Raw genomic sequence first — 26558 nt, forward strand, 5'->3', positions numbered from 1 at the left:
CCGGACGACCCGGCGCACCTCGGCATCCCCGGAGGCCTGGGGTGATCGCCCCCGTGACGGCCGCTTCCCTTGCCGAGGTCTTCGCCCCGGAGCAGATCGTGCGCGTCCACGCCACGGGGCACCGTGCCACGGGGCAGGACGCAGGGCTCACGCACGGGCCCACCCGCGGCTTCCTGGCGGACGTGGGCCTGCCGGTGGCCGACGGTGTGCTCTTCGAGCTCCGGAAGGACCTCTCGGGCGGGCCGACGCCGCTGCGGGACGCGTCCCTCGTCGAGGACCTGACGGACTACGAGGGGTTCTCCCCCGGCGTCCACCGGTGGCTGCACCTGGGCCGGGCCCTCCACGCCGAGGTGGCCCTCGACGGCGGCACCGGAAGGGTGCACGTGGTCGACCACGAGGTGCGCAGGATCGAGTGGATCCACACCGACGTCTCGTCGATGGTCCACGGGATGTGCCTGCTGCAGCTCAGGCGCCCGGACTACGACCCTCCCGGCGTGTTCCCCGAGATCGACGACCTCATCCGTATCGCCGAGGAGATCCGCGACGCCCTGACCGCCGTCGATCCCGTCCCGTTCGGCACGGGCGACGGGCTGTGGGAGGCCGTCTTCGACGACATCGCGGGCGGCATGTGGTGAGGACGTCCCCGTACGACGACGGCGGCGCGGCACCCGCGATGGGGGTGCCGCGCCGCCGTTCGGAGCCGGAGGGTCAGCTGCGCCAGCTGTGCGGCGCGCTGAAGCCGGACTGCCGCTCGAGGCGGCGCCAGCCGGCCGTGGAGCGGGGCTTGACGTAGTCGGTCGCGTCCTGGCCCTGGGCCGCGGCGCGGGCGAGCAGGACAGCGGTGAGTGCGGCCAGTTCCTCGTCGCTGGCGTGGCCGCGCTCCACGCGCACGAGCGCGGCGGAGGTGCTGTCGGCAGGAGTGCTCACGGGGTTCGTCTCTCCCTTACTGGGGCGGGTTGCCGTGCTTGCGGGACGGCAGGTCGGCGTGCTTGGTGCGCAGCATCGCGAGCGAGCGGATGAGGACCTCGCGCGTCTCGGCGGGGTCGATCACGTCGTCCACCAGGCCGCGTTCGGCGGCGTAGTAGGGGTGCATCAGCTCGGACTTGTACTCCTTCACCATGCGGGCGCGCATGGCGTCGGGGTCGTCGGCCTCGGCGATCTGGCGCCGGAAGATCACGTTGGCGGCGCCTTCGGCGCCCATGACGGCGATCTCGTTGGTCGGCCAGGCGTAGGTGAGGTCGGCGCCGATCGACTGGCTGTCCATGACGATGTAGGCACCTCCGTACGCCTTCCGCAGGATCAGCGAGATCCGCGGCACGGTCGCGTTGCAGTACGCGTACAGCAGCTTGGCGCCGTGCCGGATGATGCCACCGTGCTCCTGGTCGACGCCGGGCAGGAAGCCGGGGACGTCCAGGAGGGTGATGAGCGGGATGTTGAAGGCGTCGCACATCTGGACGAAGCGCGCGGCCTTCTCGCTGGCCTCGATGTCGAGGACGCCGGCGAGGGAGGCGGGCTGGTTGGCGATGATGCCGACGACCTGGCCGTCGAGGCGGGCCAGGGCCACGATGATGTTGGTCGCCCAGCGCTCGTGGATCTCCAGGTACTCGCCGTCGTCGACGAGCTCCTCGATGACCTGGTGCATGTCGTACGAGCGGTTGCCGTCGGCGGGGACGATGTCCAGCAGGACGTCGCCGCGCCGATCGGCCGGGTCCGCAGCGGGGACCGACGGGGGGTTCTCGCGGTTGTTCTGCGGCAGCATCGACAGCAGGTAGCGGACCTCCTCCAGGCAGGTCTGCTCGTCGTCGTACGCGAAGTGCGAGACACCGGAGACCTCGGAGTGGACGTCGGCGCCGCCGAGCCCGTTCTGGGAGATCTTCTCGCCGGTGACGGCCTGGACCACGTCCGGGCCGGTGATGAACATCTGAGAGGTCTCCCGGACCATGAACACGAAGTCGGTCAGGGCCGGGGAGTACGCGGCGCCGCCGGCGCAGGGGCCGAGCATCACGGAGATCTGCGGGATCACACCGGAGGCACGGGTGTTGCGCTGGAAGATGCCGCCGTAGCCGGCGAGCGCCGAGACGCCCTCCTGGATGCGGGCGCCGGCACCGTCGTTGAGCGAGACCAGCGGGGCGCCGGCCGAAATGGCCATGTCCATGATCTTGTGGATCTTGCTGGCGTGGGCCTCGCCCAGCGCGCCGCCGAAGATCCGGAAGTCGTGGGCGTACACGAAGACGGTCCGCCCGTGGACGGTGCCCCAGCCGGTGATGACCCCGTCGGTGTAGGGCTTCTTCGCCTCCAGGCCGAACCCGCTGGCGCGGTGCCGGCGCAGCGGCTCCACCTCGTTGAAGGAGCCCTCGTCGAGCAGCAGGTCGATGCGCTCGCGCGCGGTGAGCTTGCCCTTGGCCTTCTGGGCCTGGGTCGCCTTCTCGCTGGGGCCGAGCCGGACCTGCTCGCGGATGGCGTGCAGTTCCGCGACGCGCCCGCGGGCGTCGTTCGCCGGCTGCGCGGCCTCTTCGGCCCCTTCGGCCTCGGCGGGCTGGGTCGGCACCTCGTCCAAAACGCTCATGACATCGACCATACGAGCGGAGGGCCGTCATAATCGGCGTCGACTTCGTACAGTGTCCGGACCCGCTTCATGGAGCATCTGGACAGAACCAACACAAGAAAGGCCCCGCACGGCACGTGCGGGACCTTTTCTTTGTAGCGGTCGTCCACCCGGACGCAACGGGACCGCTACCTTCCGGATACCGCCTCGGCCAGCGCAAGGACACGCCGGGCGTCATCCACATGGAGGTTCTCGATCATCCGGCCGTCCACCGTGACCACCCCGCGGCCCTCGGCCACGGCCTGCTCGAAGGCCTCGATGATGCGCCGCGCCCTGTCGGCTTCCTCCTGCGAGGGGGCGAAGACCCTGTTGCAGACCTCCACCTGCCGGGGGTGGATGAGGGTCTTGCCGTCGAAGCCGAACTGCCGGCCCTGGACGCACTCCGCCTCGAAGCCGGTCTCGTCGGTGACGTCGTTGTAGACACCGTCCAAAATCACCTTGCCGGCCTCGCGCGCACCCAGAAGGGCGAGAGAGAGCCCGGTGAGGAGCGGGGCCCGGCCCGGGACGTGCTCGGCGTGCAGCTCCTTGGCGAGGTCGTTGGTGCCCATGACCAGTACGCGCAGCCGCTCGGAGGCCGCCGCGACGGCACGGGCGTCCAGCATCGCGCGCGGGGTCTCCACCATCGCCCAGATGGCGGTGCGGTCCGGGGCGCCGGCGGCCTCCAGGGCCCGCTCGACAGCGTGCACGGTCGCGGCCGAGTCGACCTTGGGGACGACCACGGCGTCGGGGCCCGCCTCGGCGGCGGCCCGCAGGTCGTCCTCGTGCCAGGGGGTGCCGGGCGAGTTCACCCGGATGGTGACCTCCCGGTACCCGTACTCCCCGGAGGCGGCGGCAGCGGCGACGCGCTTGCGGGCGTCGGCCTTGGCGTCCGGCGCGACGGAGTCCTCCAGGTCGAGGATGAGCGCGTCTGTGGGGAGGGCCTTCGCCTTCTCCAGGGCGCGCTCGTTCGCGCCGGGCATGTAGAGGACGGAGCGGCGCGGCCGCAGGATCGCGTCGGTCATCGGTTCTGCTCCTGCTCCTTGTACGCGGCCTCGTACGCCTGCGCCAGCTCCGGGTCGCGGGCGGCCAGCGCCTCCGCGAGCTCGATGACGACGTGGCACTGCTTCACCGTGGCGTCGTCCTGCATCTTGCCGTCGATCATCACCGCTCCGGTGCCGTCACCCATCGCGTCGATGACCCTGCGCGCCCAGGCGACGTCCGCCGGCGCCGGGGAGAAGACCCGCTTGGCGATGTCGATCTGCACCGGGTGCAGGCTCCACGCCCCGACGCAGCCGAGCAGGAAGGCGTTGCGGAACTGGTCCTCGCAGGCGGTGGTGTCCTTGATGTCGCCGAAGGGCCCGTAGTACGGCAGGATCCCGTGCGCGGCGCAGGCGTCGACCATGCGCGCGATCGTGTAGTGCCACAGGTCCTGCTGGAAGGTCAGCCGCGGCAGCTCCGCGTCCCCTTCCGCGCCCAGGGGGCCTTTCGGGTCCTCCCGCACGAGGTACCCCGGGTGTCCCCCGCCGACGCGGGTGGTCTTCATGCGGCGGCTCGCCGCCAGGTCGGCCGGGCCGAGGGAGATGCCCTGCATCCGGGGGCTGGCCCCGGCGATCTCCTCGACGTTCGCCACGCCCGTGGCGGTCTCCAGGATCGCGTGGACCAGGATCGGCCGCTCGATGCCCGCCTTGGCCTCCAGCTGGGCGAGCAGCCGGTCGACGTAGTGGATGTCCTCGGCGCCCTCCACCTTGGGCACCATCACGACGTCGAGCTTGTGGCCGATCTCGGTGACCAGGGTCAGCAGGTCGTCCAGCGCCCACGGCGAGTCCAGGCTGTTGATCCGGGTCCACAGCTGGGTGTCGCCGAAGTCGTGGGCCTTGGCCGTGTCGACCAGCCCGGCGCGGGCGGCCTCCTTGCGGTCGGCTGAGACGGCGTCCTCCAGGTTGCCCAGCAGGACGTCCACCTTGGGGGCGATGGAGGGGACCTTCGCGGCCATCTTCTCGTTGCTCGGATCGAAGAAGTGGATCATCCGCGACGGCCGGAACGGTACTTCCCGTACGGGGGCCGGGGCCCCCACGGCCAGCGGTCGGAAGAAGTCCTTCGCGGAACGCATGCGGTCTCCCGGGGTCGAGGGTGGGGAGCGTACGGCGCTCACTTTATGATCCGCGGGACCTCCGCGTTACTGGTCGGTACGTGTGCCGTTGGTCACCGGTCGGCCACGGGCGGCAGACGGTAGGTCAGGTCGGGCTCGCCCTCCTCGTTCGCGGTGCTCTCGCTGCCGGGGACGGCCCGGAAGCCGTGCCGTTCGTAGAACGCGCGTGCCGCGGCGTTGCGCCGGAAGACGTGCAACGACAGTGGGCCGTCCGGGTGGTGGCGCACGACCTCGTCGAGCAGCCGCGAGCCGATGCCACGTCCGCGCGCGTCGGGCCGCAGGTAGAGGTGCTCCAGCCAGTCGCCGTCGAGCGCCGCGAAACCGGCCGCGGCACCGGTCGCGGCCTGCTCCGCGACCCAGACCCGGCACTGCTCCAGGACGACGTTCGCGACCCACCACCGGGTCTCCTCGTCGGTGTGCAGCCGGGGCAGCCAGGGCATCGCGGCCGCCCGGGAGGCGAGGAAGACCGCGGTGATCGTGTCCGCGTCCGCGGCCTGTCCGGGCCTGATCCGTATCGCTGTGTCATCGGTCACGCGATGACCGTACGCCGGGAGCGGGAGCGTGATCGAATGGGTTTCTCCGCCCCGGGAAGGACGAGCCCCATGACCACCGCGACCGTGCACTCGCTGACCTGCTATCCCGTCAAGGGCTGTGCCGGCGTGCCCTTGGACGGCGTCGCCGTCGGCGCGACCGGTCTGGCCCACGACCGTACGTTCATGGTGGTCGACGCCGCCGACGGGTCCTTCCGCAGCCAGCGGGCGCTGCCGCGGATGGCCGTGGTGCACGCGGACGTCACCGACGACGGCAAGCATCTGGCGCTGTCGGCGCCCGGCGCCGGGGAACTGACGCTGGAGGTGGCGTACGAGGGGCCGCCGCGTGAGGTCGTCCTGTTCGACCGGCCGCTGGGGCCGGCGGTGGACCAGGGCGAGGAGGCCGCACGCTGGTTCTCCGAGGCGCTGGGGGCGCCCTCGCGCCTGGTGCGCGTGCGCCCGGGCTTCGACCGGGACGGCTGGGGCGAGCACCCAGGCAAGGTCAACTTCGCCGACGCCCACGCCCTCTCGGTGGCCTCGCTGGCCTCGCTCGACGACCTCAACCGGCGCATCACCGAGCGCGGCGGCACGCCCGTGCCCATGGACCGCTTCCGTCCCAACATCGTGGTCGCCGGCTGGAGCGAGCCCCACACCGAGGACCGGGTGCGGCTCATGGACGTCGGCACCGCCCGGCTCGGCTACTCCGTCCGCGCGATGCGCTGCTCCGTGCCGCTGGTCGACCAGGCGACCGGCCGTACGGCCGGCCCCGAGCCGGTGCGCACCCTGGCCGGCTACCGGCGGGAGCCCGAGTACGGCAACAAGGTGAGCTTCGCGATGAAGGCGGCGGTGCTCCGGCCGGGCACGATCGCGGTGGGCGACCCGGTGGAGGTGCGGGCCTGGGCGTGACCGCCCTCCCCGGCCGGCCGAACGCGGGCCTGCCCTGGCCGCAGCTGGACCCGGGCCGCAACAAGGTCGTGGTGCCGGAGCCCGACGGTTGCGACGCGCCCGTCGTCGAGGTGCGGGACCGCCGCCCGCGGCCCGGCCGGGACCGGGCCGCGGGCGGCTCACCCGGCGAGGATCAGCAGCCGCCGCAGTTGTAGTACAGGACGTCCCAGTGGTTGCCCTCGTCGGCGTAGATGTTGCCCGAGCCGGAGCGGTACTGGGGGGCGCCGTCACCGCGCAGGCCGATGCAGGTGAAGGCGCTGTGGATGTAGTTGGTGACGCAGCTGTTCTTGCCGTAGTCGAGCTTGTAGCCGTTCCAGTGCGAGTAGGTGCCGCTCGCGTGACCGGTCTCGGTGCCGCCGGTGATGTTCAGGGCGCAGCCGGTGGCGCCCTTCAGGGTGACCGCGCCCTGGGCGGTCGCCTGGTTGAGCTGGTCGAAGGACGTGCAGGTCGCGTTGTTGCGGTTGGAACAGCCACCTGACGAGGACCAGGTGATCCCGGCGTTGCGGAACATCGTCGTGGCCTGGGCGTGCGTCAGTTTGGTGACGGCGTAGGCGTCGTGGGACGCGGCGAGACCGACGCCGGGGGCGAACAGCACTCCGAGCGCGAGGACGAGTGCGCTCAGGACGGAGCGGATCTTCATCGGGGATTCCTCCTGCTGGTGACCGTGCTTCCGGTGGGGCGGCTGTGCAGCTGGAGCAGGTGGAGCAGGAGGAGTGTGCCCGGCGTTCTACGCGCGTATGCACGGCAGTTGGGCCGCCGTCGAAGGGGACGCGGACGCGGACACGGTTGGTGCCGGGTCCACGTCCGCGTCCACGTCCGCGTCCACGGCCGTGTCCGTGTCCGTGTCCGCCGAGCTCATCGGCCGGCGGCCGTCAGTCGTTCCGGCGCGGCTCCACACCGGCGCGCAGCAGCCCGTACGCGTACGCGTCCTCCAGGGCCTGCCAGGAGGCGGCGATGACGTTCTCGCCGACACCGACGGTGGACCACTCGCTGATGCCGTCGGAGGTGGAGACCAGTACCCGGGTGATGGACTCCGTGCCGTGCTTGCCCTCCAGGATGCGGACCTTGTAGTCCACCAGCTCCAGCTTCGCCAGCTGCGGGTAGGTCCGCTCCAGCGCCACGCGCAGCGCGCGGTCCAGCGCGTTGACCGGGCCGTTGCCCTCGGCGGTGGCGACGATGCGCTGGCCGTCGGCCCACACCTTGACCGTCGCCTCGTTGGCGTGGGTGCCGTCGGGGCGGTCCTCGACGATGGCGCGCCAGGACTCGACCCGGAAGTAGCGCAGCGGGCGGCCCTCGACCTCCTCGCGCAGCAGGAGTTCGAAGGAGGCGTCGGCGGCCTCGTAGGTGTAGCCCGCGAGTTCGCGCTCCTTGACGCGCGCCACGACCCGGCCGATCAGCTCGCGGTCGTCACCGAGGTCGATGCCGAGTTCCTTGCCCTTGAGCTCCACCGAGGCGCGGCCCGCCATGTCGGAGACCAGCATGCGCATGGTGTTGCCGACAAGCTCCGGGTCGATGTGCTGGTAGAGGTCGGGATCGACCTTGATCGCCGAGGCGTGCAGCCCCGCCTTGTGGGCGAAGGCCGAGATTCCCACGTACGGCTGGTGGGTGGAGGGCGTGAGGTTGACGACCTCGGCGATGGCGTGCGAGATGCGGGTCATCTCGACGAGGGCGCCGGCGGGCAGGACCTTGCGGCCGTACTTGAGCTCCAGCGCCGCCACGACCGGGAAGAGGTTGGCGTTGCCGACCCGCTCGCCGTAGCCGTTGGCGGTGCACTGGACGTGCGTGGCGCCCGCGTCGACGGCGGCGAGGGTGTTGGCGACGGCGCAGCCGGTGTCGTCCTGTGCGTGGATCCCGAGACGCGCGCCGGTGTCGGCGAGCACGGTGCGGACGACGGCGGTGATCTGGGCGGGGAGCATCCCGCCGTTGGTGTCGCACAGGACGACGACGTCGGCGCCGGCCTCGTGGGCGGCGCGCACGACCTCCTTGGCGTACCCCGGGTTGGCCTTGTAGCCGTCGAAGAAGTGCTCGCAGTCGACGAAGACCCGGCGGCCCTGGGAGCGCAGGTAGGAGACGGTGTCCCGGACCATCTCCAGGTTCTCCTCCAGCGTGGTCCGCAGGGCCAGCTCGACGTGCCGGTCATGGGACTTGGCGACCAGGGTGATGACCGGTGCGCCCGACTCCAGAAGCGCCCTGACCTGGGGGTCCTCCGCCGCATTGCCGCCGGCGCGACGCGTGGCGCCGAAGGCCACCAGCTGGGCGTGCGACAGGTCCAGCTCGGCGGCGGCGCGGGCGAAGAACTCGGTGTCGCGCGGGTTGGCGCCGGGCCAGCCGCCCTCGATGAAGCCCACCCCGAAGTCGTCCAGGTGCCGGGCGATCGTCAGCTTGTCGGCGACGGTGAGGTTGATGCCCTCGCGCTGCGCGCCGTCGCGCAGCGTGGTGTCGAAGACGTGGAAGCTGTCGTCCAGTACGGCCGTCATGGTTCGTTCCAACTCCTGTCGGGTGAGTGGTTCCGGAGGACCGGGCTCCACTTGCCCCCATCTTCCCTCGCGCTGCACCGCCTCCGGCACGGGTGGGCCGGGAAACGAAAAGACCCCTCGCGGGTGCGAGAGGTCTGCGCGCGGGTCTGGGACACGGTGGTCGCTTCCGCGGTGGTCTGCGGTTCGGCGATCACTGAGGACCGGCGCGCCTGCTGCCGATAATCATGGCGAACGAGGGCACATCGGCAGTCTGCCACAGGACCCGCGGGCGTGGGACACGGTCTCAGGATGCGGGCACCCGGTCGGCCGCGGGCCGACCGTCAGGCGGTGGGCGCCGGGGTGAGGGCGTCGTCCAGGAACTCCTTGACGTGCTCCAGGGCCTGCTCGCGGTCCAGCCCGGGCAGCCCGATGACCAGGGGCACGCCGAAGCCGTCCAGCAGCGCCCTCAGCCGTACGGTGAAGCGCTCGGGATCCAGTGGCCGGAAGTCGCCGCGCGAGATGCCCTCGGCGAGCAGGGCGACCAGGTCGCGGTGCCAGACCAGTTCGAGATCGAGTTGTCGGCGGAGCACCTCCTCGGCGGCCGTCGTCCTGTTCCAGATCTCGGACCAGAGCGTCCATCGCGGGTCGCGGCGCCCGTCGGGCAGGTACAGGTCGATGACGGCGTCGAGCCGTACCCGGGGAGCGGTGGGGCTGCCCAGCACCCGCCGGCGCTCGGCGGCGAGCTGCTCCTCGCTCCATTCGAGGGTCTGCAGCAGCAGCTCGTCCTTGCTGCCGAAGTAGTAGAGGACGTGGCCGCTGCTCATGCCGACCTGCCGGCCGAGGCCCGCGATGGTCAGCTCGGCCAGCCCGCGCTCGGCGATGGTCGCCATGGCGGCGGCCATCACGTCCTCGCGGGGCTGCTTGAGCCGCCGCCGCGGGCGGGCGGGTCCGGTCACGGTTCCTCCGGGGCGGTCACATCTGGGGCTGCTGCTGGGTGATGCAATGAATACCACCACCGTGGGCGAAGATCGTACGAGCGTCCACCAGCACGACCTCCCGCTGCGGGAGGAGCCGCTCGAAGACGGCCTTGTTGACCTCGTCGGCGGGGTCGTCGAAGGCGCACAGGATCACGGCGCCGTTGCAGAGGTAGTGGTTGACGTACGAGTAGTCGACCAGCTCCCCGTCCACCTCCTGGAGCTGCGGCGCGGGCAGCTCCACGACCTCCAGCGGCCGGCCCTTGGCGTCGGTGGCGGCCCGCAGCAGGGACGTGACCTGCCGGGAGACGGCGTGGTCGGGGTGGGCCGGGTCCTGCTGGCTGTGGACGACGACCACGCCGGGGCGGACGAAGGCCGCCACGATGTCGACGTGCCCGCGGGTGCCGAAGCGGCCGTAGTCGGCGGTGAGCCCGCGGGGCAGCCAGATCGCCTTGCGCGTTCCGAGGAAGGCGTGGACCTCGGCTTCCACCCGCTCCCTGGTCCAGCCAGGGTTGCGGCCCGGGTCGAGCTGCATGGTCTCGGTGAGCAGCACGGTTCCCTCGCCGTCGACGTGGATGCCGCCGCCCTCGTTCACGAAGGACGTGCCGTAGCGGGTCGCGCCCGCCCGTCCGGCGACGAAGGCGCCGATCTCCGCGTCGTGCCCCCAGGCCGCCCACTCCTGGGCGCCCCAGCCGTTGAACGTCCAGTCGGCGGCCGCGAGGCGTCCGGCACCGGTCAGGAAGGTCGGGCCCATGTCGCGCATCCAGGCGTCGTCCAGCGGCGCCTCGGTGACCGTGACGTGCGCGCCGCCTGAGCCGAGCAGCTCCCGTGCGCCCGCGGCGTCCTCGGGGCGTGCCACGACGGTCACCGGCTCGAAGCGGGCGACCGTCCGGGCCACGGCGGCCCAGGCCCCGCGGGACACGGCCAGGTCCTCGGCGCCGTCGAAGGTGACGCTGGGGGACGGCCACGCCATCCAGGTGCGGGTGTGCGGGGCCCACTCGGGCGGCATCGTGTAACCGTCGGCGGCGGGGGTGGCGGGCATGGCGCTGGTCCTTGTCACAAGAAGTAGAGACGGCTGAGCGACACCTGTTCCGCGGGCTCGGAACGCAGCGGGTCGCCGTCGAGCGTCACCAGGCCCGTCCTGCCGTCCACGTCGACCTGCCCGGTGCGGGAGTTGAGGACGAGGTCGGCCGGGCCGATGCCGCGGGTGCCGCGCACGGCGACGCGGCGGCGCCGGGTGGGCATCCGGTCGTGCTCCAGCTCCAGGGCGGGGCGGGCCACGAACGCCACGGACAGGTCGGCGGCGGTCGCGCCGTGGGCCCCGAACAGCGGGCCGAGGACGAGCGGTTCGCAGGTGTCGGTGGCGGCGCCCGGGTCGCCGGTGACCCCGTACGCGGGGAAGCCGGACTTGAGCACCATCTGCGGCTTGGCGCCGAAGTACTGCGGTCGCCACAGCACGATGTCGGCGAGCTTGCCGACCTCGATCGAGCCGATCTCGTGGGCGAGGCCGTGGGCGATCGCCGGGTTGATGGTGAGTTTGGCGACGTAGCGCAGCACGCGGGCGTTGTCGTCGTCCGGGCCGTCCCCCTCCAGGGGGCCGCGCTCGGACTTCATCTTCCCGGCCATGGCGAAGGTGCGGCGTACGGTCTCACCGGCGCGGCCCATGCCCTGGGCGTCGGAGGAGGTGATGCCGATCGCCCCCAGGTCGTGCAGCACGTCCTCGGCGCCCATCGTGCCGGCGCGGATGCGGTCGCGGGCCATCGCGGCGTCGCCCGGCAGGTCGGGCTTGAGGTCGTGGACGGAGACGATCATCCCGTAGTGCTCGCCGACCGCGTCGCGGCCGAAGGGCAAGGTGGGGTTGGTGGAGGAGCCGATGACGTTGGGCACGCCCGCCATCTTCAGCACGTTGGGGACGTGCCCGCCGCCGCAGCCCTCGATGTGGAAGGCGTGGATCGTGCGGCCCTCCAGCACGCGCAGGGTGTCCTCCACGGACAGGCACTCGTTCAGGCCGTCGCTGTGCAGGGCGACCTGGACGTCGTACTCCTCGGCCACGCGCAGCGCGGTGTCCAGGGCGCGGGTGTGGGCGCCCATGTCCTCGTGGACCTTGAAGCCGGACGCCCCGCCCTCGGCGAGCGCCTCGACCAGCGGCGCCGGGTCGGAGGACGAACCGCGGCCGAGGAAGCCGATGTTGACGGGCCAGGCGTCGAAGGAGTTGAAGGCGTGCCGCAGCGCCCAGGGCGAGTTGACGCCGACGCCCCACACGGGCCCGAACTCCTGGCCGATGATCGTGGTGACCCCGGAGGCGAGCGAGGCCTCCATGATGCGCGGGGACAGCAGGTGGACATGGGTGTCCACGGCTCCGGCGGTGGCGATCAGCCCCTCGCCGGACACGATGGAGGTGCCCGTGCCGACCACGACGTCCACCCCGTCGAGGGTGTCGGGGTTGCCGGCCCGGCCGATGGCGTGGATGCGGCCCTCGCGGATGCCGATGGACACCTTGCGGATGCCGACGGCCGCATCGATGACCAGCACGTTGCTGATCACCACGTCGCAGGTCTCGCGGACGGCGGCGGCCTTGAGCGCCAGCCCGTCGCGGGCGGTCTTGCCGAACCCGGCGAGGAACTCGTCCCCGGGCCGCTGGGAGTCCGACTCGACGCGGACCACCAGGCCCGAGTCGCCCAGCCGGACCCGGTCCCCGGCACGCGGTCCGTGCACGGCGGCGTACTCGTACGGGTCGATGGTCATGACCGCGCTCCCAGGTATCCGCAGGCGGCGGCCCGCCGCAGCGCCTCCGCCTTCGCGCCGGGCGCGTCGAGCGGACCGTCGACGAGCCCGGCGAAGCCGATCACCACACGGTCGCCGCCGACCGGGACCAGCCCGACCTCCCGCGCCTCCCCCGGCCCGAAGCGCACGGAGGAACCGGCCGGCACGTGCAGCCGCATGCCGTACGCCGCCGAACGGTCGAAGTCCAGCCGGGGGTTGGCCTCGAAGAAGTGGAAGTGCGAGGTCACGCTGACCGGTACGGAGGCGGTGTTGCGCACGGCCACCACCACCTCCGGGGGCTGCTCGGGAACGGCCGGGCCCGGCAGCACGGCGCCGGGGGCGTCCGACCCCAGCGAGCCCCCGCCGATCGGGTCCGTGATCACGGCCAGCCGCGAGCCGTCGTCGAAGACGGCCTCCACGTGGACCTCGGTGACGACGTCCGCCACGCCGGGCAGCACGTCGCCGGGGCCGAGTACGGCACGGCCGGCCTCGACGGCCTCCGCGAGGCGCGCCCCGTCCCGCGCGGCCTCGCAGACCGTGTCGGCGATCAGGGCGGTGGCCTCGGGCACGTTGAGCCGCAGCCCGCGCGCCCGGCGGGCCCGGGCCAGCTCCGCGGCGCCGAACAGCAGCAGCCGGTCACGCTCGGTCGGGGTGAGCCTCACGTCTCCGCACCTCCCACATCGACCTCCCACATCGATCACCGTTTAGAGCACCACTCTAAACCTGAAAGCCGCCCAGGGGAAGTATTGACCTCGGCGCAGGGTGGGAGGAAATTGAGTGGCGTTCAAACTTTCCCGGCACGGCAAGGGAGCCCGCCATGCAGATCGAACAACGCGGAGTGGACACCGTCCCCGACGAGGAACGGACCAGTCGCCCCCGCGACCTGGTCAGCATCCTGCTGGGCTCCAACCTCGCGCTGGGCGTGATCGTCTTCGGCTGGCTCCCGGTCTCGTTCGGCCTCGGCTGGTGGGCCTCCGTCACGTCCCTGCTCCTGGGCACCGTGGTCGGCACGGTGCTGGTCGCCCCGCTTGCGCTGGTCTCGCTGCGCACCGCCACCAACCTCTCCACGAGCAGCGGCGCCCACTTCGGCGTGCGCGGCCGGCTGCTCGGCTCGGTCATCGGCCTGCTGCTGTCGCTCGGCTACACCGCGCTGACCCTGTGGGTCGGCGGCGATGCCGTCGTCGGCTGCCTCGGCCGGCTCGTCGGGCTGCCGGCCGGCGGCTGGAGCTACGCCGTGGTCTACGCCCTGCTCGCGGCCTGCACCGCCACGTCCGCCGTCTTCGGCTACCGGATGCTGCTGCGGCTCAGCCGCGCGCTGTCCGTAGGGCTGACGGTGCTGCTGGTCATCGGGGTCCTCGCGTACGCGGGGGACTTCACGACGGCCGCGCCCGCCGGCACGCAGTACCTGCTCGGCGGCTTCTGGCCGACCTGGCTGCTCGCCACGGTCTCGGCGGGCCTGAGCGGGCCGATCGCGTTCATCACGCTGCTGGGTGACTACACGCGCTACATATCGCCGCGCCGCTTCTCCCAGCCGCGGGTCTTCCGGGCCACCTGCGCCGGGCTCGTCGCCGGACTGCTCGTGCCCCAGCTCTTCGGCACCTTCACGGCGCTCGCGGTGGGGGCCGGCGAGGACTACGCGGGGCCGCTGGTCGCGGCGGCGCCCGCCTGGTACCTGGTGCTGCTGCTGGCCAACGCGTCGGCGGGCTCGGTGGGCAACGCGGGGCTGATGCTCTACAGCATGGGCCTGGACCTGGACGCGATCCTCCCGCGGGCGACGCGCACGCAGGCGACCTACGTGGTGGCCGCGGTCTCCACCGCACTGGTCTACCTCGGGCACTTCGCCTGGGCCGCCCAGGACGCGATGACCTCGTTCGTCCTGCTGCTCACCGCCGTGGGCACCCCGTGGGCGGTCGTCACCCTCATCGGATTCGCCCGGAGCCGGGGCCGCTACGACACCGACGCCCTCCAGGTCTACAACCGGCGCAGCCGCGGCGGTCTGTACTGGTACCGCGGCGGCTGGAACGTGCAGGCCACGCTCGCCTGGGCGGCGGGGTCCGGCATCGGGCTGCTCGCCGTCGACACCCCGGCCTACAGCGGACCCCTGCTGTCCGTGACCGGCGGGATCGACCTCAGCTTCCTGATATCGGGTGCCGTCACGGCCGCGGTGTATCTCGTGCTCAACGCGGGCCGCCCGCACCCCGTGCCGCCGACTCCGGAACGGGTCGCGGTCACGGTCACCGTGTGAGGCGGGGCCGCTCCCCCGCCCGGCCCCGCCGTCGCACGGACAGCGGCGCGGCGCCGCCCGGTCCTGCCCGGCGCGGCGCCGTACGGGGGCGATGGGCGGTCAGCCGCCCAGAGGGTGCATCCAGCCGTGGGTGTCGGGGGACTGGCCGGTCTGGATGTCGAGCAGCGCCTTGCGCAGCTTCATGGTCACCTCGCCCGGCTCGCCGTCGCCGACGGTCCAGTCCGCACGGGTGGACTTCACGGAACCGACCGGCGTGATGACGGCCGCGGTGCCGCAGGCGAAGACCTCGGTCAGCGATCCGTCCGCGTTGCCGTTCTTCCAGTCGTCCACGCTGATGCGGCCCTCGCGGACCTCGTAGCCGAGGTCGGCGGCGATGCGCAGCAGCGAGGCGCGGGTGATGCCGGGGAGGAGGGAGCCGGTGAGCTCGGGGGTGACGATCGTGTCCCCGTACACGAAGTACAGGTTCATGCCGCCCATCTCCTCGATCCAGCGGCGCTCGATCGCGTCGAGCCACACGACCTGGTCGCAGCCGTGCTCGATGGCCTGGGCCTGGGCGACCAGCGACGCGGCGTAGTTGCCGCCGGCCTTCGCGGCGCCCGTGCCGCCGGGCGCGGCACGGACGTACTCCTCGGAGAGCCAGACGGAGACCGGCTTGACGCCACCGGGGAAGTAGGCCCCGGCCGGGGAGGCGATGACCATGAACAGGTACTCGTTGGCCGGCCTGACCCCGAGACCGACCTCGGTGGCGAACATGAAGGGGCGCAGGTACAGCGACTGCTCACCTTGGCTCGGCACCCACGCCTCGTCCTGGGTGACGAGCGCGTCGACGGCGGCGAGGAAGGTCTCGACGGGCAGCTCGGGCATGGCCAGGCGGCGGGCGGAGGCCTGGAAGCGCTCGGCGTTGGCCTCGGGACGGAAGGTGGCGACGGACCCGTCGGGCTGACGGTAGGCCTTGAGACCCTCGAAGATCGTCTGCGCGTAGTGCAGCGTCATGTTCGCGGGGTCGATGGAGAGCGGCGCGTACGGGACGAGCTCCGCGTCGTGCCAGCCACGGCCCTCGGTCCACCGGATCGTCACCATGTGGTCGGTGAAGTGGCGGCCGAATCCGGGGCTGGCGAGGATCGCCTCGCGCTGCGCGGCGGGCAGCGGGCGCGAGGAGGGCTTGAGCTCGATCGTGGGCGTCGTCATCTGTCGTGTCCTTCGCGTCAGGGTCAGGGCGGACCGCACCCGCCGTCCCGAGGTGCTAGGACGTCCGAGTTTCCCCTCGCACAGCGGCCCCACCGCTGATTATCGCAGCGGCGGGGCCGGAGACGTACATGCGCGGCCCGAGAGGTCAGGGTCAGTCGTGGAGCGGTCACTGACCGGCCGGGCCGACTGGCGGAGGCTAACCCGGCGGTCAGCCGGCTACTCGCGCGGCGAGCGCGTCGCCGATCTCGGAGGTGCTGCGCGTCCCGGAGCGCTCGGCGAGGTCCGCGGCGACGGCAGCCTCGATCCGCTCGGCCTCGGCGGTGTAACCGAGGTGCCGCAGCAGCATGCCGACCGAGAGCACGGTGGCGGTCGGGTCGGCCTTGCCCTGGCCGGCGATGTCCGGGGCGGAGCCGTGCACCGGCTCGAACATCGACGGGAACGCACCGCCCGGGTTGATGTTGCCGCTGGCGGCGAGGCCGATGCCACCGGTCACGGCGGCGGCCAGGTCGGTGAGGATGTCACCGAAAAGGTTGTCGGTGACGATCACGTCGAAGCGCTCGGGCTGGGTGACGAAGAAGATCGTCGCGGCGTCCACGTGCAGGTAGTCGGTGGTGACCTCGGGGTACTCCTCGCCGACCTTGTCGAAGATGTTCTTCCACAGGTGGCCGGCGTGCACGAGGACGTTGTTCTTGTGGACCAGCGTCAGCTTCCTGCGGGGGCGCGCCTGGGCGCGGGCGTAGGCGTCGCGCACCACACGCTCGATGCCGAACGCCGTGTTGAGGCTGACCTCGGTGGCCACCTCCTGCGGCGTACCGGTGCGCAGGGAGCCGCCGTTGCCGACGTACGGGCCCTCGGTGCCCTCGCGGACGACGACGAAGTCGATGCTCGGCTCGCCGGCCAGCGGACCCTTCACACCCGGGAAGAGCCGGGAGGGCCGCAGGTTGACGTGGTGGTCGAAGGCGAAGCGGAGCTTCAGCAGCAGCCCGCGCTCCAGGACGCCCGAGGGCACCGACGGGTCGCCGACCGCGCCGAGCAGGATCGCGTCGTGGGCCTTGAGCTGTTCCAGCTCCGCGTCCGGCAGGGTCTCGCCGGTCTCGTGCCAGCGCTTGGCGCCGAGACTGTACTCCTTGGTCTCCAGCTTCACGTCCTGCGGAAGGACGGCGGACAGGACCTTCAGGCCCTCGGCCACCACCTCCTGGCCGATTCCGTCGCCGGGGATCACTGCGAGACTGATGCTGCGAGACATGGCGAGAACCCTACTCCGCCGTCCATGGAATGACACATGATGTCCGCATGGCGGACGCCTCCTGTACGCGCCAGGTGCTGTTCACCCGTATGACCGTGCTGAGTTGGCGGCGGAAGGGAATTCCCTGTCCATGGACACTCCACGCATGGGCATCGACGAGGATCTCGCCGGCCGTCTGAGCATGGCGGAGCAGCATGCCTGGCTGCGGGAGCGGCACTCCCGCAGACGGGTGATCCGGGGCGGTGCCGCGGTCGCCGGGACCGTCGCCGGGGCCGGTGTGCTGGGCGCGTCGGCGTACGCCGGGAGGGAGCCGGCCGCCGCGCCGGCGCGCTTCCCCGCGGTGCCCGTCCCGCCGGCCGCGGTCCACGTGGACGGTGCGCTGGTGGCCCCGTTCGGCCGGCACCTGGCCTTCGGCGCCGACCCCGGGACCCAGATGCGCGTCTCCTGGCAGGTGCCGCTGCCGGTGCGGGGGCCGTTCGTCCGGGTGGGGCTGCGGCCCTGGGACCTCGGGCAGCGGATCGAGGCCGAGGTGCGCCCGCTGCACACGGCAGCGCTCGGCAAGGAACTGCCCGCGGTGGAGCAGTACTACCTGCACGCGGCGCTCGACGGGCTGCGCCCCGGCACCACGTACTACTACGGCGTGGGACACCAGGGCTTCGACCCCGCGTCGGCGCCCGCCTACGCGACGATCGGCTCCTTCGCCACCGCCCCGGACCCCGGGCAGCGCAGGTCGTTCGTGTTCACGGCCTTCGGCGACCAGGGTGTCAGCTACCACGCCCTGGCCAACGACAGTCTGATCCTGGCTCAGAACCCCGCGTTCCACCTGCACGCGGGCGACATCTGCTACGCCGACGACTCGGGCCGGGGCACGGAGGGCGACACCTACGACGCGCGCGTGTGGGACCAGTTCCTCGCCCAGACCGAGAGCGTCGCCTCACGCGTCCCGTGGATGGTCGCGCTCGGCAACCACGACATGGAGGCCTGGTACTCCCCCAACGGCTACGGCGGCCAGGAGGCCCGCTGGTCGCTGCCGGGCAACGGCCCGGACCCGGGGCGGCTCCCCGGCGTCTACTCCTTCGGCTACGGCAACGTGGCCGTCGTGGCGCTGGACGCCAACGACGTGTCGTACGAGATCCCGGCCAACCACGGGATCAGCGGCGGCCGGCAGACCGCCTGGCTGGACCGCCGGCTGGGCGAACTGCGGGCCCGGCGCGGCGTCGACTTCGTCGTCGTCTTCTTCCACCACTGCGCCTACTCGACCACCAGCGCGCACGCCTCCGAGGGCGGGGTGCGCGAGGCCTGGGTGCCGCTCTTCGAGAAGCACCGGGTCGACCTGGTGGTCAACGGGCACAACCACGTCTACGAGCGCACCGACGCGGTGCTCCGCGACGCCGTGGGCAAGGACGTCCCCGTCGGGGCGACCACGCACCCCGAGCGCGACGGCATCGTCTACGTCACGGCGGGCGGCGCCGGGAAGAGCCTGTACGCCTTCCCGGTGCCGGACAGCCACGAAGGGCACGTCAAGGACCTGGACGGCGTGGAGACCTACCACTGGGTGAAAGGTGCCCACAAGGTCACGGAGACGGTGGAGTGGTCACGCGTCCGCTACACCGGCCACTCGTTCCTGACCGTGGAGTCGCAGCCCGCGCCGCCCGGTGGGACGGCGCGGCTGGTCGTCTCGGCGCTCGCCGAGAACGGCAGACGGATCGATCACTTCACCATCGCGCGGACGGCCAGGTAGGCCAGGCGTCGCAGACGGCGGAGGGGATGGGGAACGGAGTGGCCGGTCAACGCGGCTCGTGTCCCGTCGATCCGCCGTTGTCACGGCGGTCCAGGGCGCGCTGGAGGGCTTCGGCGGCGTTCTTGCGGGCGGTCTCGTCCATGGTGAACAGCTCCCGGAGAAGAAGAGAGGGTTGTGTCGCCATAGAACGGGGCGGGGAGCGGCGCTGCAGGGGGTGACCTGCCACAGGTGCGCGGCTGTCCGCCGGTCGCTGGTGGAGCGAGACGTTCGGCTCCTACAAAGCTAGGACAGCTCCGCCGATCTGTCTCCACAATTACTCGGACTTCCTACTATCTGAGACGGCGAAGGCCCGGCACCCCACGGAATCGGGGGTACCGGGCCCTGCCCCTTGCGGGCTCGTCCGGGTGACGCGGAGGTCAGCCCATGTGCGGGTAGCGGTAGTCGGTCGGGGGCACCAGGGCCTCCTTGATCGACCGGGTCGACGTCCAGCGCATCAGGTTCTGCGCGGCACCCGCCTTGTCGTTGGTGCCGGAGGCACGGCCGCCGCCGAACGGCTGCTGGCCGACCACGGCGCCGGTGGACTTGTCGTTGATGTAGAAGTTGCCCGCGGCGAAGCGCAGCCGCTCCATGACGTGGGCGACCGCGGCGCGGTCACGGGCGACGACCGAGCCGGTCAGCGCGTACGCGGCGACCGATTCCATCTGGGTCAGCATCGCCTCGAAGGCGCCCTCGTCGGCGTCGTCGTAGACGTGGACGCCGAGCACCGGGCCGAAGTACTCCTCGCGGAAGATCTCGTTCTCCGGGTCGGAGGAGACCAGCACGGTCGGCCGGACGAAGTAGCCGACGCTGTCGTCGTAGGTGCCGCCGGCGACGACCTCGACGGTCGGGTCGGCCTTGGCGCGGTCGATGGCGGCCTTGTTCTTGGCGAAGGCGCGCTCGTCGATCACGGCGCCGATGAAGTTCGACAGGTCGGTGACGTCACCCATGGTGAGGCCGTCGACCTCGGCCGCGAACTCCTCCTTGAAGCCGTTCTCCCACAGGGAGCGCGGGATGTAGGCGCGGGAGGTGGCGGAGCACTTCTGGCCCTGGTACTCGAAGGAGCCGCGGGTCAGCGCGGTCTTCAGCACCGCCGGGTCGGCCGAGGGGTGGGCGACGACGAAGTCCTTGCCGCCGGTCTCGCCGACGATCCGCGGGTAGGAGCGGTACTTGTCGATGTTGGTGCCGACCGTCCGCCACAGGTGCTGGAAGGTCCGGGTGGAACCGGTGAAGTGGATGCCGGCCAGGTCCGGGTGCTCCAAGGCGACCTCGGAGACGGCGATGCCGTCGCCGGTGACCAGGTTGATGACGCCCTTGGGCAGCCCGGCCTCCTCCAGCAGCTCCATCAGGAGCACGGCGGCGTGCGTCTGGGTCGGGGAGGGCTTCCACACCACGACGTTGCCCATGAGGGCCGGGGCGGTCGGCAGGTTGCCGGCGATCGCGGTGAAGTTGAAGGGCGTGATCGCGTAGACGAAGCCCTCGAGCGGGCGGTGGTCGAGGCGGTTCCACACACCCGGGGAGTTGGCGATCGGCTGCTCCGCCAGGATCTGGCGGGCGAAGTGCACGTTGAAGCGCCAGAAGTCGACCAGCTCGCAGGGGCTGTCGATCTCCGCCTGCTGGGCGGTCTTGGACTGGCCGAGCATCGTGGAGGCGGCGATCGTCTCGCGCCAGGGGCCGGCCAGCAGGTCGGCGGCGCGCAGGATGATGGCGGCGCGGTCGTCGAAGGACATGGCGCGCCAGGCCGGGGCGGCGGTCAGCGCGGCGTCGATCGCCTCGCGGGCGTCGTCCTGCGTGGCGTTGGCGTAGGTGCCGAGGCGGGCGCCGTGGTTGTGCGGCTGCACGACGTCGAAGCGCTCGCCGCCGCCCATCCGCCGCACGCCGCCGATGGTCATCGGCAGCTCCACCGGGTTCCCGGCCAGCTCCTTCAGCTTCGCCTCGAGCCGGGCCCGCTCCGGGCTCCCCGGGGCGTAGGAGTGCACCGGCTCGTTCACCGGGGCGGGGACCTGGGTCACAGCGTCCATGGAAGACATCTCCTTGTGTCCTTGTGGGGTCGTGGGCTCAGCGGGTGGGGAGGAAGGACCGCAGGAAGAAGGCCAGGTTCGCCGGCCGCTCCGCGAGGCGCCGCATGAAGTACCCGTACCAGTCTGCGCCGTACGGGACGTAGATGCGCATGCGCTCGCCCTCGTCGGCCAGGCGCCGCTGCTCGGCGGTGCGGATGCCGTACAGCATCTGGAACTCGTACGAGCCCTGCTTGCGGCCGTGCCGGTGCGCGAGCTCCTGGGCGATGGAGATCAGCCGCGGGTCGTGGGAGCCGATCATCGGGTAGCCCTCGCCCGCCATCAGGATCTTCAGGCAGCGCACGTAGGCGCGGTCGACCTCGGCCTTGTCCTGGTGGGCGACGGTGGCGGGCTCCTTGTAGGCGCCCTTGACCAGGCGCACGCGGGAGCCGGCGACGGCGAGGGCGCGGGCGTCCTCCTCCGTGCGGAAGAGGTACGACTGCAGGACGGCTCCGGTGCCGGGGTGGCGCAGGCGCAGATCGGCGAGGATCGCGAGGGTGGAGTCGACCGTGGTGTGGTCCTCCATGTCGAGCGTGACGGTGGTGCCGATCTCGCTCGCCAGGTCGGCGACGGGGCGGACGTTCTCCAGTGCGATGTCGTGGCCGCCGGCCGGCAGGGCCTGCCCGAAGGCCGACAGCTTGACGGAGACCTCGGCGCGGGTGCCCAGGCCCTCGGCCTTCAGGGCCTCCAGCAGCCGCAGGTAGGCGTCACGGGTCGCGAGCGCGGTCGCCTTGTCGGTGACGTCCTCACCCAGGTGGTCGAGCGTGACCTCCAGGCCGGAGGCGGTCAGCGACCGCACGGTCTCCATCGCGGGCGCCAGCTCGTCACCCGCGATGAAGCGGTTCACCACGGGGCGGGTGATCGGCGCGCCCGCGACGACGCGGCGCATACGGTCGCTGCGCGAGGCGGCGAGCAGCACGGGACCCAGCACGGTCTCCTCCTGGAGGAAGGGCTGCCCAGGGGGCAGGCAGCGTCGCCGTGAAATCTAGGATCCACCTACCCCGCCCACCATCGACAGCTGTCACGCATCCGATCGGCATCCCTCATACAGATGTATGAGGGAGAATGGCGGCGTGCGCGGTGACTACCAGGAGCTGGTCGACGAGGTCTCGGCGCTGCTCGGCGCTCCCGCGACCCTGGAGGACCGCGACTTCCGGCTGATCGCCTTCGGCGCGCACGACAGCGACGACGACGCCGCCATGGACCCGGTGCGGACCCGGTCGATCCTCACCCGCCGCTCCACCGCCGAGGTCCGCTCCTGGTTCGAGCGCTTCGGCATCGCCCGCGCAACGGCCCCGGTCCGCATCCCCGCCGCCCCCGACGCCGGGGTGTTCCGGCCCCGGCTGTGCCTGCCGGTGCGGCACGGCGGCGTCGTCCACGGCTACGTGTGGCTGCTGGACACCAGCGGGTACACCGACGCCCAGCTGGCCGCCGCCATGGCGGTCGCCGCCCGCATCGGCGCGTTGCTGGCCGCCGAGTCCCGCGCGGGCGCCGACGCCGGCCGGGCGCTGGGCGATCTCATCGGCTCCGCCCCCGGGCCCGGCCGCACGGCCGCCCGCGAGGCGTTGCGGGCCGCGCTCGGCCCGGACGCGGACGAGGCGCACGCGGTGGTGTGCGTCCTGCCCTGGCCGGGTGGCGAGGACGGCGACGCCCCGGGACCGCGCGGTGTGCCGGGCGCCGCCGCGCTGTGCGTGGTGCCGCCGCGGGAGACCGCGGGCGAGTCGCACCGGGAGCCCCCGGTCGCGGCGCTCGCCGCCCTGGTGCGGCTGCGCTCGGCGACGATGTCGGGGCCCGCGCTCACAGCGGCCGCACGGCTGATGGAGGGCAACGGCCAGGCGGCGGAGCCGGGCGCGCGGGCCGGCATCAGCGCCCCGCGCCAGGGACTCGCCGAGCTGCCCGAGGCATGGCACGAGGCCGTCTCCGCGGCCCGCGCCGCCCGCGCCCAGCCCCGGCTCGGGCGCACGGCGGAGTGGGACGCGATCGGCCCCTACCGGATGCTGGCCGCACTGCCCACCGGGGCGGTGGACCCGGCGGTGCGCCCGCTGCTGGAGCCCTCGCACGCCGACCTCGCACGGACCGCCGAGGTGTACCTCGACCGTGCGGGGCAGGCCGGGCGCGCCGCCGCGGAACTGCGGATACACCGCCAGACGCTCTACTACCGGCTGTCCCGCGTCGAGCGGCTGACCGGCCTCGACCTCGACGACGGGGAGGACCGGCTGCTGCTCCACATAGCCCTCAAGACGGCCGGGCTCGGGGACTGATGGGACTGTTGCCGACCCGAGGGGGCACAAGTAACGTGGCGCGAGGCCGTTGGGGGGCTTGATCAACACGCGCAGGACGCGGGCGACCCGCGCGTCCCGCGCGGACACCGCGGAGCGAAACAAGGGGATCGGGAGCCGGTGACTCATTCCACGGAGGCCCACGGACGCGAACGCCCGGCGCTGTGGAGGACGCCGCCGGCCGTCCCCGGCAGACCGCGCCCCGACCGCAGACTGCTCCTGGCCGGGCTGCTGCTGGTCGTGTCGCTGGCCGCCTTCACCGCGCTGTGCCTGTCGATGCCCGTGCCCATGGCCGACATGCAGGTCTACCGTGCCGAGGGCGCGGCCGCCGTCGACGGCACCGACCTGTACGGCTTCACCGTCACCGAGTGGAAGCTGCCCGCGACCTATCCGCCCTTCGCCGCGCTGCTGTTCGTACCGACGACGTGGCTGCCCGTACCCCTGCTGAAGCTGGCCTTCATGGGCGGCAACCTGCTGCTGCTCGGGCTGCTCGCGCACCTGTCCTGCCGGGCGACGGGGTGGCCGCGCGCCCGTGGCTCGCGCTGGGTGGTGGTGCTCCTGGCGATGGCCCTCGGGCTGTGGCTCGAGCCGGTCTTCCAGACGATGCTGTACGGCCAGATCAACCTGCTGCTCACGGTGCTGGTGCTGTGGGACCTGAGCAGGCCGGACGGCGCACGCGGCAAGGGCATCGCGATCGGTGTGGCGGCCGGCATCAAGCTCACCCCGGCGATCTTCGCCGTCTACCTGCTGCTGACCGGCCGGCGCAAGGAGGCCGCGGTCGCCGCCGCCGCCTTCGCCGGCACCACGCTGCTGGGTGCGCTCGCGCTGCCCGGCGCGAGCGTCGACTACTGGACCCGCTGCCTGTTCGACACCAGCCGGATCGGCAAGGTCTGGATCGTCGACAACCAGTCCCTGCAGGGCCTCGTCGCCCGGATGCTGCACACCGCCCACCCGGGCGCCGTGTGGGCGGTCGCCGCGCTCGTGGTGGCCTGCGCGGGGCTCGCGGTCTCGGTGCGGATGGGCCGGCTGGGCCGGGAGGCCTGGGGCGTGGTGTGCTGCGCAGTGACGGCGCTGCTCATCACCCCGATCAGCTGGTCGCACCACTGGGTGTGGTGCGTGCCGATGCTGATCCTGCTCGCCGCCGAAGCGCCGCGCTGGGCGCTGCGGGTGGCCGCGGTGGCCTTCCTGGCGCGCACGCTGTGGATCGTGCCGAAGGCCGGTGACCTCGATCTGCACCTGGCGTGGTGGCTGCAGCCCTTCGCCTCCCCGTACCCCGTGCTGGGCCTGGTCTTCCTTGCGGCGGTGGCGCTGCGCTTCCGGCCCGGCTCCCCCGCGGTGGCGGCGCTGACGGCGAAGGGGCGGCCGTCCCGGATCGCCCGGGTCGGCCGCCCCCAGCGGAGCGAACCCGCCGTCAGTCCTCGAGATTGACCGCGCGGGCCGAGCTCGCGCCGATCTCCTCGGCGATCTCGGCCAGCACCGGCGCCGGGATGGCGGTGTCGACGGTCAGCGCGACCAGCGCCTCCCCGCCGGCCTGGTCACGGGCGACCTGCATGCCCGCGATGTTGACGCCGGCGTCGCCCAGGATGCGGCCGATGGTGCCGACGACGCCGGGACGGTCGGTGTAGCGCAGGAAGCCCATGTGGTCGGCGAAGACCAGGTCCACGTCGTCGTCGCCGACGGCGACGATCTTCTGGATGTGCTTGGGGCCCGCCAGCGTGCCGGAGACGGCCACCTCGGTGCCGTCGGAGAGCGTGCCCCGCACGGTGACCAGGTTGCGGTGGTCGGGCGACTCGCTGCTGGTGGTGAGGCGGACCTCGACCCCGCGCTCCTGCGCGAAGAGCGGGGCGTTGACGTAGCTGACGGTCTCGTCGACCACGTCCTCGAAGACGCCCTTGAGGGCGGAGAGCTCCAGCACCTTCACGTCGTGCTGGGTGATCTCGCCGCGCACCTCGACGTCGAGGCGGACCGCGACCTCGCCCGCGAGGGCGGTGAAGATCCGGCCGAGCTTCTCGGCGAGCGGCAGGCCCGGGCGGACGTCCTCGGCGATGACACCGCCCTGGACGTTGACCGCGTCCGGCACCAGCTCACCGGCGAGCGCCAGGCGCACGGAGCGGGCGACGGAGATACCGGCCTTCTCCTGGGCCTCGTCGGTGGAGGCGCCCAGGTGCGGGGTGGCCACGACGTTGTCGAACTGGAAGAGCGGCGAGTCCGTGCACGGCTCCTTGGCGTACACGTCCAGGCCGGCGCCGCCGACCCGGCCCTCCTTGAGCGCCGCGGACAGCGCCTCCTCGTCCACGATGCCGCCGCGGGCGGCGTTGACGATGCGGACGTGCGGCTTGACCTTGCGCAGCGCCTCCTCGCCGATCAGGCCCACGGTCTCCGGGGTCTTGGGCAGGTGCACGGTGATGAAGTCGGAGACCTGCAGCAGCTCGTCGAGGCTGAGGATCTTCACGCCCATCTGGGCGGCGCGCGCGGGCTGGATGTAGGGGTCGTACGCGACGATCTTCATCCCGAAGGCCGACATGCGCTGCGCCACCAGGGCGCCGATGCGGCCGAGGCCGACCACGCCGAGGGTCTTCTCGGCGAGCTCGACGCCGGTGTACTTGTTGCGCTTCCACTCGCCCTGCTTCAGGGCCGCGTTCGCCGGGGCGATGTTGCGGGCCACGGCGATCAGCAGGCCGCACGCCAGCTCGGCGGCGGTGACGATGTTGGAGGTCGGGGCGTTGACGACCATCACGCCGGCCTTGGTGGCCGCGGAGACGTCCACGTTGTCCAGGCCGACGCCCGCGCGGGCCACGACCTTGAGCTTGGAGGCTGCGGCGATGGCCTCGGCGTCCACCTTGGTGGCGCTGCGGATCAGGATGGCGTCGGCGTCGGCGATCGCGCTCAGGAGTTCTCCCCGGTCGGCGCCGTTGCAGTGCCGGATCTCGAAGTCCGGCCCGAGGGCGTCAACGGTGGCGGGCGACAGCTCTTCAGCGATGAGTACGACGGGGTTGCTCACGTGAGTCCTCACTAGTCCCTGGTCTACGGCCGCGTCCCGACGGCCGAAGGCGGTGGAGAGGGATGGCATGCCGCGTGGAAGACGCACGACGCTGTGAGCCTGACGCGCTTGTTAATGGAGTGTATCGGCGGCGGGCCCGGCATCCTGCGACAACGTGGAAGGATCACCCGCACGAGGGTGTACGGGGTGGCCAAAGCCGCCGGTCCCGGGGGCGCGGCGCCCCCGGGACCGTTCCGACCGCGGTGCGGAGGACTTACGCCTCCTCGTCCACCCAGCTCATGAGCTTGCGGAGCTTCTTGCCGGTGGTCTCCAGCAGGTGGTTCTCGTCGGCCTTCTTGTACTCGTTGTACCGGGGCAGGCCGGC

The 26558-nt window shown here is 72.2% G+C and carries 23 protein-coding genes and 1 pseudogene; 7 read left to right on the forward strand and 17 right to left on the reverse strand.

The annotated features are described in order from the left end of the window. Window positions 1–41 precede the first annotated feature (41 nt). Window positions 42–635, forward strand: coding sequence for an SUKH-4 family immunity protein (locus ABZ312_RS33440; RefSeq protein ID WP_500439375.1), 594 nt, complete (start codon window positions 42–44; stop codon window positions 633–635). A gap of 73 nt (window positions 636–708) precedes the next feature. On the opposite strand, the gene ABZ312_RS33445 is transcribed toward ABZ312_RS33440, so the two are convergent. The 5 genes from ABZ312_RS33445 to ABZ312_RS33465 all read right to left on the reverse strand — a co-directional run bounded on the left by ABZ312_RS33445 (window position 709) and on the right by ABZ312_RS33465 (window position 5266). Further along, window positions 709–927: an acyl-CoA carboxylase epsilon subunit gene (locus ABZ312_RS33445; RefSeq protein ID WP_089224994.1), complete on the reverse strand. Its 219-nt coding sequence runs from the start codon at window positions 925–927 to the stop codon at window positions 709–711. Window positions 928–943: 16 nt separating this feature from the next. Further along, a complete protein-coding gene (locus ABZ312_RS33450) occupies window positions 944–2566 on the reverse strand; it encodes an acyl-CoA carboxylase subunit beta (protein ID WP_500325611.1) in 1623 nt (540 codons plus the stop codon). A 167-nt stretch (window positions 2567–2733) separates the two neighbouring features. After that, window positions 2734–3606 (reverse strand): HpcH/HpaI aldolase/citrate lyase family protein, encoded by an 873-nt coding sequence (locus ABZ312_RS33455; protein WP_500325609.1) that lies wholly within the window; start codon window positions 3604–3606, stop codon window positions 2734–2736. Further along, window positions 3603–4694, reverse strand: coding sequence for an HpcH/HpaI aldolase/citrate lyase family protein (locus ABZ312_RS33460; RefSeq protein WP_500357262.1), 1092 nt, complete (start codon window positions 4692–4694; stop codon window positions 3603–3605). The genes ABZ312_RS33455 and ABZ312_RS33460 overlap by 4 nt, the downstream gene beginning before the upstream one ends. Window positions 4695–4786: 92 nt before the next feature. Next, the gene (locus ABZ312_RS33465; protein ID WP_500325605.1) at window positions 4787–5266 is read right to left on the reverse strand and encodes a GNAT family N-acetyltransferase; all 480 of its coding nucleotides are present in this window, start codon (window positions 5264–5266) and stop codon (window positions 4787–4789) included. Between the two features lie 69 nt (window positions 5267–5335). Between ABZ312_RS33465 and ABZ312_RS33470 the strand changes: the two genes are divergently transcribed. Together ABZ312_RS33470 and ABZ312_RS33475 are read left to right on the forward strand one after the other, a co-directional pair. Then, window positions 5336–6169, forward strand: coding sequence for an MOSC domain-containing protein (locus tag ABZ312_RS33470; RefSeq protein ID WP_500325603.1), 834 nt, complete (start codon window positions 5336–5338; stop codon window positions 6167–6169). After that, window positions 6166–6363 carry a hypothetical protein gene (locus ABZ312_RS33475; protein WP_500325601.1) on the forward strand — a complete coding sequence of 66 codons (198 nt, stop codon included), beginning with the start codon at window positions 6166–6168 and terminating at the stop codon, window positions 6361–6363. The genes ABZ312_RS33470 and ABZ312_RS33475 overlap by 4 nt, the downstream gene beginning before the upstream one ends. Here the strand turns inward: ABZ312_RS33475 and ABZ312_RS33480 are convergent. From ABZ312_RS33480 to ureA, 6 genes are all read right to left on the reverse strand, one after another. Then, a complete protein-coding gene (locus tag ABZ312_RS33480) occupies window positions 6342–6848 on the reverse strand; it encodes a hypothetical protein (RefSeq protein WP_500439376.1) in 507 nt (168 codons plus the stop codon). The two genes, ABZ312_RS33475 and ABZ312_RS33480, sit on opposite strands and share 22 nt — an antisense overlap. Window positions 6849–7080: 232 nt before the next feature. After that, entirely contained in the window at window positions 7081–8685 is a 1605-nt protein-coding gene (cimA, locus tag ABZ312_RS33485) for a citramalate synthase (RefSeq protein ID WP_500439377.1), read from the reverse strand. Window positions 8686–9005: 320 nt separating this feature from the next. Next, entirely contained in the window at window positions 9006–9620 is a 615-nt protein-coding gene (locus ABZ312_RS33490) for a TetR/AcrR family transcriptional regulator (RefSeq protein ID WP_500325597.1), read from the reverse strand. Between the two features lie 16 nt (window positions 9621–9636). Next, window positions 9637–10680, reverse strand: a complete 1044-nt coding sequence (locus tag ABZ312_RS33495; RefSeq protein WP_500439378.1) for an agmatine deiminase family protein — start codon at window positions 10678–10680, stop codon at window positions 9637–9639. Window positions 10681–10694: 14 nt separating this feature from the next. Then, the gene (locus tag ABZ312_RS33500) at window positions 10695–12383 is read right to left on the reverse strand and encodes an urease subunit alpha (RefSeq protein ID WP_500439379.1); all 1689 of its coding nucleotides are present in this window, start codon (window positions 12381–12383) and stop codon (window positions 10695–10697) included. Then, window positions 12380–13063: an urease subunit gamma gene (gene ureA / locus ABZ312_RS33505; protein ID WP_500325591.1), complete on the reverse strand. Its 684-nt coding sequence runs from the start codon at window positions 13061–13063 to the stop codon at window positions 12380–12382. The genes ABZ312_RS33500 and ureA overlap by 4 nt, the downstream gene beginning before the upstream one ends. Before the next feature lie 155 nt (window positions 13064–13218). Here ureA and ABZ312_RS33510 point away from each other — a divergent pair, with 155 nt between their 5' ends. Then, window positions 13219–14646 carry a cytosine permease gene (locus tag ABZ312_RS33510; RefSeq protein ID WP_500439381.1) on the forward strand — a complete coding sequence of 476 codons (1428 nt, stop codon included), beginning with the start codon at window positions 13219–13221 and terminating at the stop codon, window positions 14644–14646. A gap of 99 nt (window positions 14647–14745) precedes the next feature. On the opposite strand, the gene ABZ312_RS33515 is transcribed toward ABZ312_RS33510, so the two are convergent. Both ABZ312_RS33515 and ABZ312_RS33520 read right to left on the reverse strand, forming a co-directional pair. Then, on the reverse strand, window positions 14746–15834 hold the full coding sequence (locus tag ABZ312_RS33515; RefSeq protein ID WP_500325587.1) for a branched-chain amino acid aminotransferase: 1089 nt from the start codon (window positions 15832–15834) through the stop codon (window positions 14746–14748). A gap of 208 nt (window positions 15835–16042) precedes the next feature. Further along, on the reverse strand, window positions 16043–17080 hold the full coding sequence (locus tag ABZ312_RS33520; protein WP_499514165.1) for a 3-isopropylmalate dehydrogenase: 1038 nt from the start codon (window positions 17078–17080) through the stop codon (window positions 16043–16045). Window positions 17081–17210: 130 nt separating this feature from the next. Between ABZ312_RS33520 and ABZ312_RS33525 the strand changes: the two genes are divergently transcribed. Next, on the forward strand, window positions 17211–18821 hold the full coding sequence (locus ABZ312_RS33525; protein ID WP_500325585.1) for a purple acid phosphatase family protein: 1611 nt from the start codon (window positions 17211–17213) through the stop codon (window positions 18819–18821). Window positions 18822–19237: 416 nt separating this feature from the next. Here ABZ312_RS33525 and pruA read toward each other — a convergent pair whose 3' ends face one another. Together pruA and ABZ312_RS33535 are read right to left on the reverse strand one after the other, a co-directional pair. Beyond that, window positions 19238–20878, reverse strand: a complete 1641-nt coding sequence (gene pruA / locus ABZ312_RS33530) for an L-glutamate gamma-semialdehyde dehydrogenase (RefSeq protein ID WP_500325583.1) — start codon at window positions 20876–20878, stop codon at window positions 19238–19240. Window positions 20879–20915: 37 nt separating this feature from the next. Further along, window positions 20916–21845, reverse strand: coding sequence for a proline dehydrogenase family protein (locus tag ABZ312_RS33535; RefSeq protein WP_500325581.1), 930 nt, complete (start codon window positions 21843–21845; stop codon window positions 20916–20918). A 142-nt stretch (window positions 21846–21987) separates the two neighbouring features. Here ABZ312_RS33535 and ABZ312_RS33540 point away from each other — a divergent pair, with 142 nt between their 5' ends. Together ABZ312_RS33540 and ABZ312_RS33545 are read left to right on the forward strand one after the other, a co-directional pair. Then, window positions 21988–23175, forward strand: coding sequence for a PucR family transcriptional regulator (locus ABZ312_RS33540; RefSeq protein WP_500325579.1), 1188 nt, complete (start codon window positions 21988–21990; stop codon window positions 23173–23175). A 138-nt stretch (window positions 23176–23313) separates the two neighbouring features. Continuing rightward, on the forward strand, window positions 23314–24621 hold the full coding sequence (locus ABZ312_RS33545) for a glycosyltransferase 87 family protein (protein ID WP_500325577.1): 1308 nt from the start codon (window positions 23314–23316) through the stop codon (window positions 24619–24621). Here ABZ312_RS33545 and serA read toward each other — a convergent pair. Together serA and ABZ312_RS33555 are read right to left on the reverse strand one after the other, a co-directional pair. Continuing rightward, a complete protein-coding gene (serA, locus tag ABZ312_RS33550; RefSeq protein ID WP_499514159.1) occupies window positions 24605–26194 on the reverse strand; it encodes a phosphoglycerate dehydrogenase in 1590 nt (529 codons plus the stop codon). The two genes, ABZ312_RS33545 and serA, sit on opposite strands and share 17 nt — an antisense overlap. 253 nt (window positions 26195–26447) lie before the next feature. Then, window positions 26448–26558 (reverse strand): annotated as a pseudogene (locus ABZ312_RS33555) (ketol-acid reductoisomerase); the annotation flags it as partial.

It is taken from the genome of Streptomyces sp. NPDC006207 (assembly GCF_040613835.1).
Lineage (GTDB): Bacteria > Actinomycetota > Actinomycetes > Streptomycetales > Streptomycetaceae > Actinacidiphila.

What these genes read in the sequence shown, in the direction of transcription:
- ABZ312_RS33450 (WP_500325611.1), bottom strand. Translation starts at nt 2,566, where the DNA reads ATGAGCGTTTTGGACGAGGTGCCGACCCAGCCCGCCGAGGCCGAAGGG.
- ABZ312_RS33455 (WP_500325609.1), bottom strand. Translation starts at nt 3,606, where the DNA reads ATGACCGACGCGATCCTGCGGCCGCGCCGCTCCGTCCTCTACATGCCC.
- ABZ312_RS33460 (WP_500357262.1), bottom strand. Translation starts at nt 4,694, where the DNA reads ATGCGTTCCGCGAAGGACTTCTTCCGACCGCTGGCCGTGGGGGCCCCG.
- ABZ312_RS33470 (WP_500325603.1), top strand. Translation starts at nt 5,336, where the DNA reads ATGACCACCGCGACCGTGCACTCGCTGACCTGCTATCCCGTCAAGGGC.
- ABZ312_RS33480 (WP_500439376.1), bottom strand. Translation starts at nt 6,848, where the DNA reads ATGAAGATCCGCTCCGTCCTGAGCGCACTCGTCCTCGCGCTCGGAGTG.
- cimA (WP_500439377.1), bottom strand. Translation starts at nt 8,685, where the DNA reads ATGACGGCCGTACTGGACGACAGCTTCCACGTCTTCGACACCACGCTG.
- ABZ312_RS33495 (WP_500439378.1), bottom strand. Translation starts at nt 10,680, where the DNA reads ATGCCCGCCACCCCCGCCGCCGACGGTTACACGATGCCGCCCGAGTGG.
- ABZ312_RS33500 (WP_500439379.1), bottom strand. Translation starts at nt 12,383, where the DNA reads ATGACCATCGACCCGTACGAGTACGCCGCCGTGCACGGACCGCGTGCC.
- ABZ312_RS33510 (WP_500439381.1), top strand. Translation starts at nt 13,219, where the DNA reads ATGCAGATCGAACAACGCGGAGTGGACACCGTCCCCGACGAGGAACGG.
- ABZ312_RS33515 (WP_500325587.1), bottom strand. Translation starts at nt 15,834, where the DNA reads ATGACGACGCCCACGATCGAGCTCAAGCCCTCCTCGCGCCCGCTGCCC.
- ABZ312_RS33520 (WP_499514165.1), bottom strand. Translation starts at nt 17,080, where the DNA reads ATGTCTCGCAGCATCAGTCTCGCAGTGATCCCCGGCGACGGAATCGGC.
- ABZ312_RS33525 (WP_500325585.1), top strand. Translation starts at nt 17,211, where the DNA reads ATGGACACTCCACGCATGGGCATCGACGAGGATCTCGCCGGCCGTCTG.
- pruA (WP_500325583.1), bottom strand. Translation starts at nt 20,878, where the DNA reads ATGGACGCTGTGACCCAGGTCCCCGCCCCGGTGAACGAGCCGGTGCAC.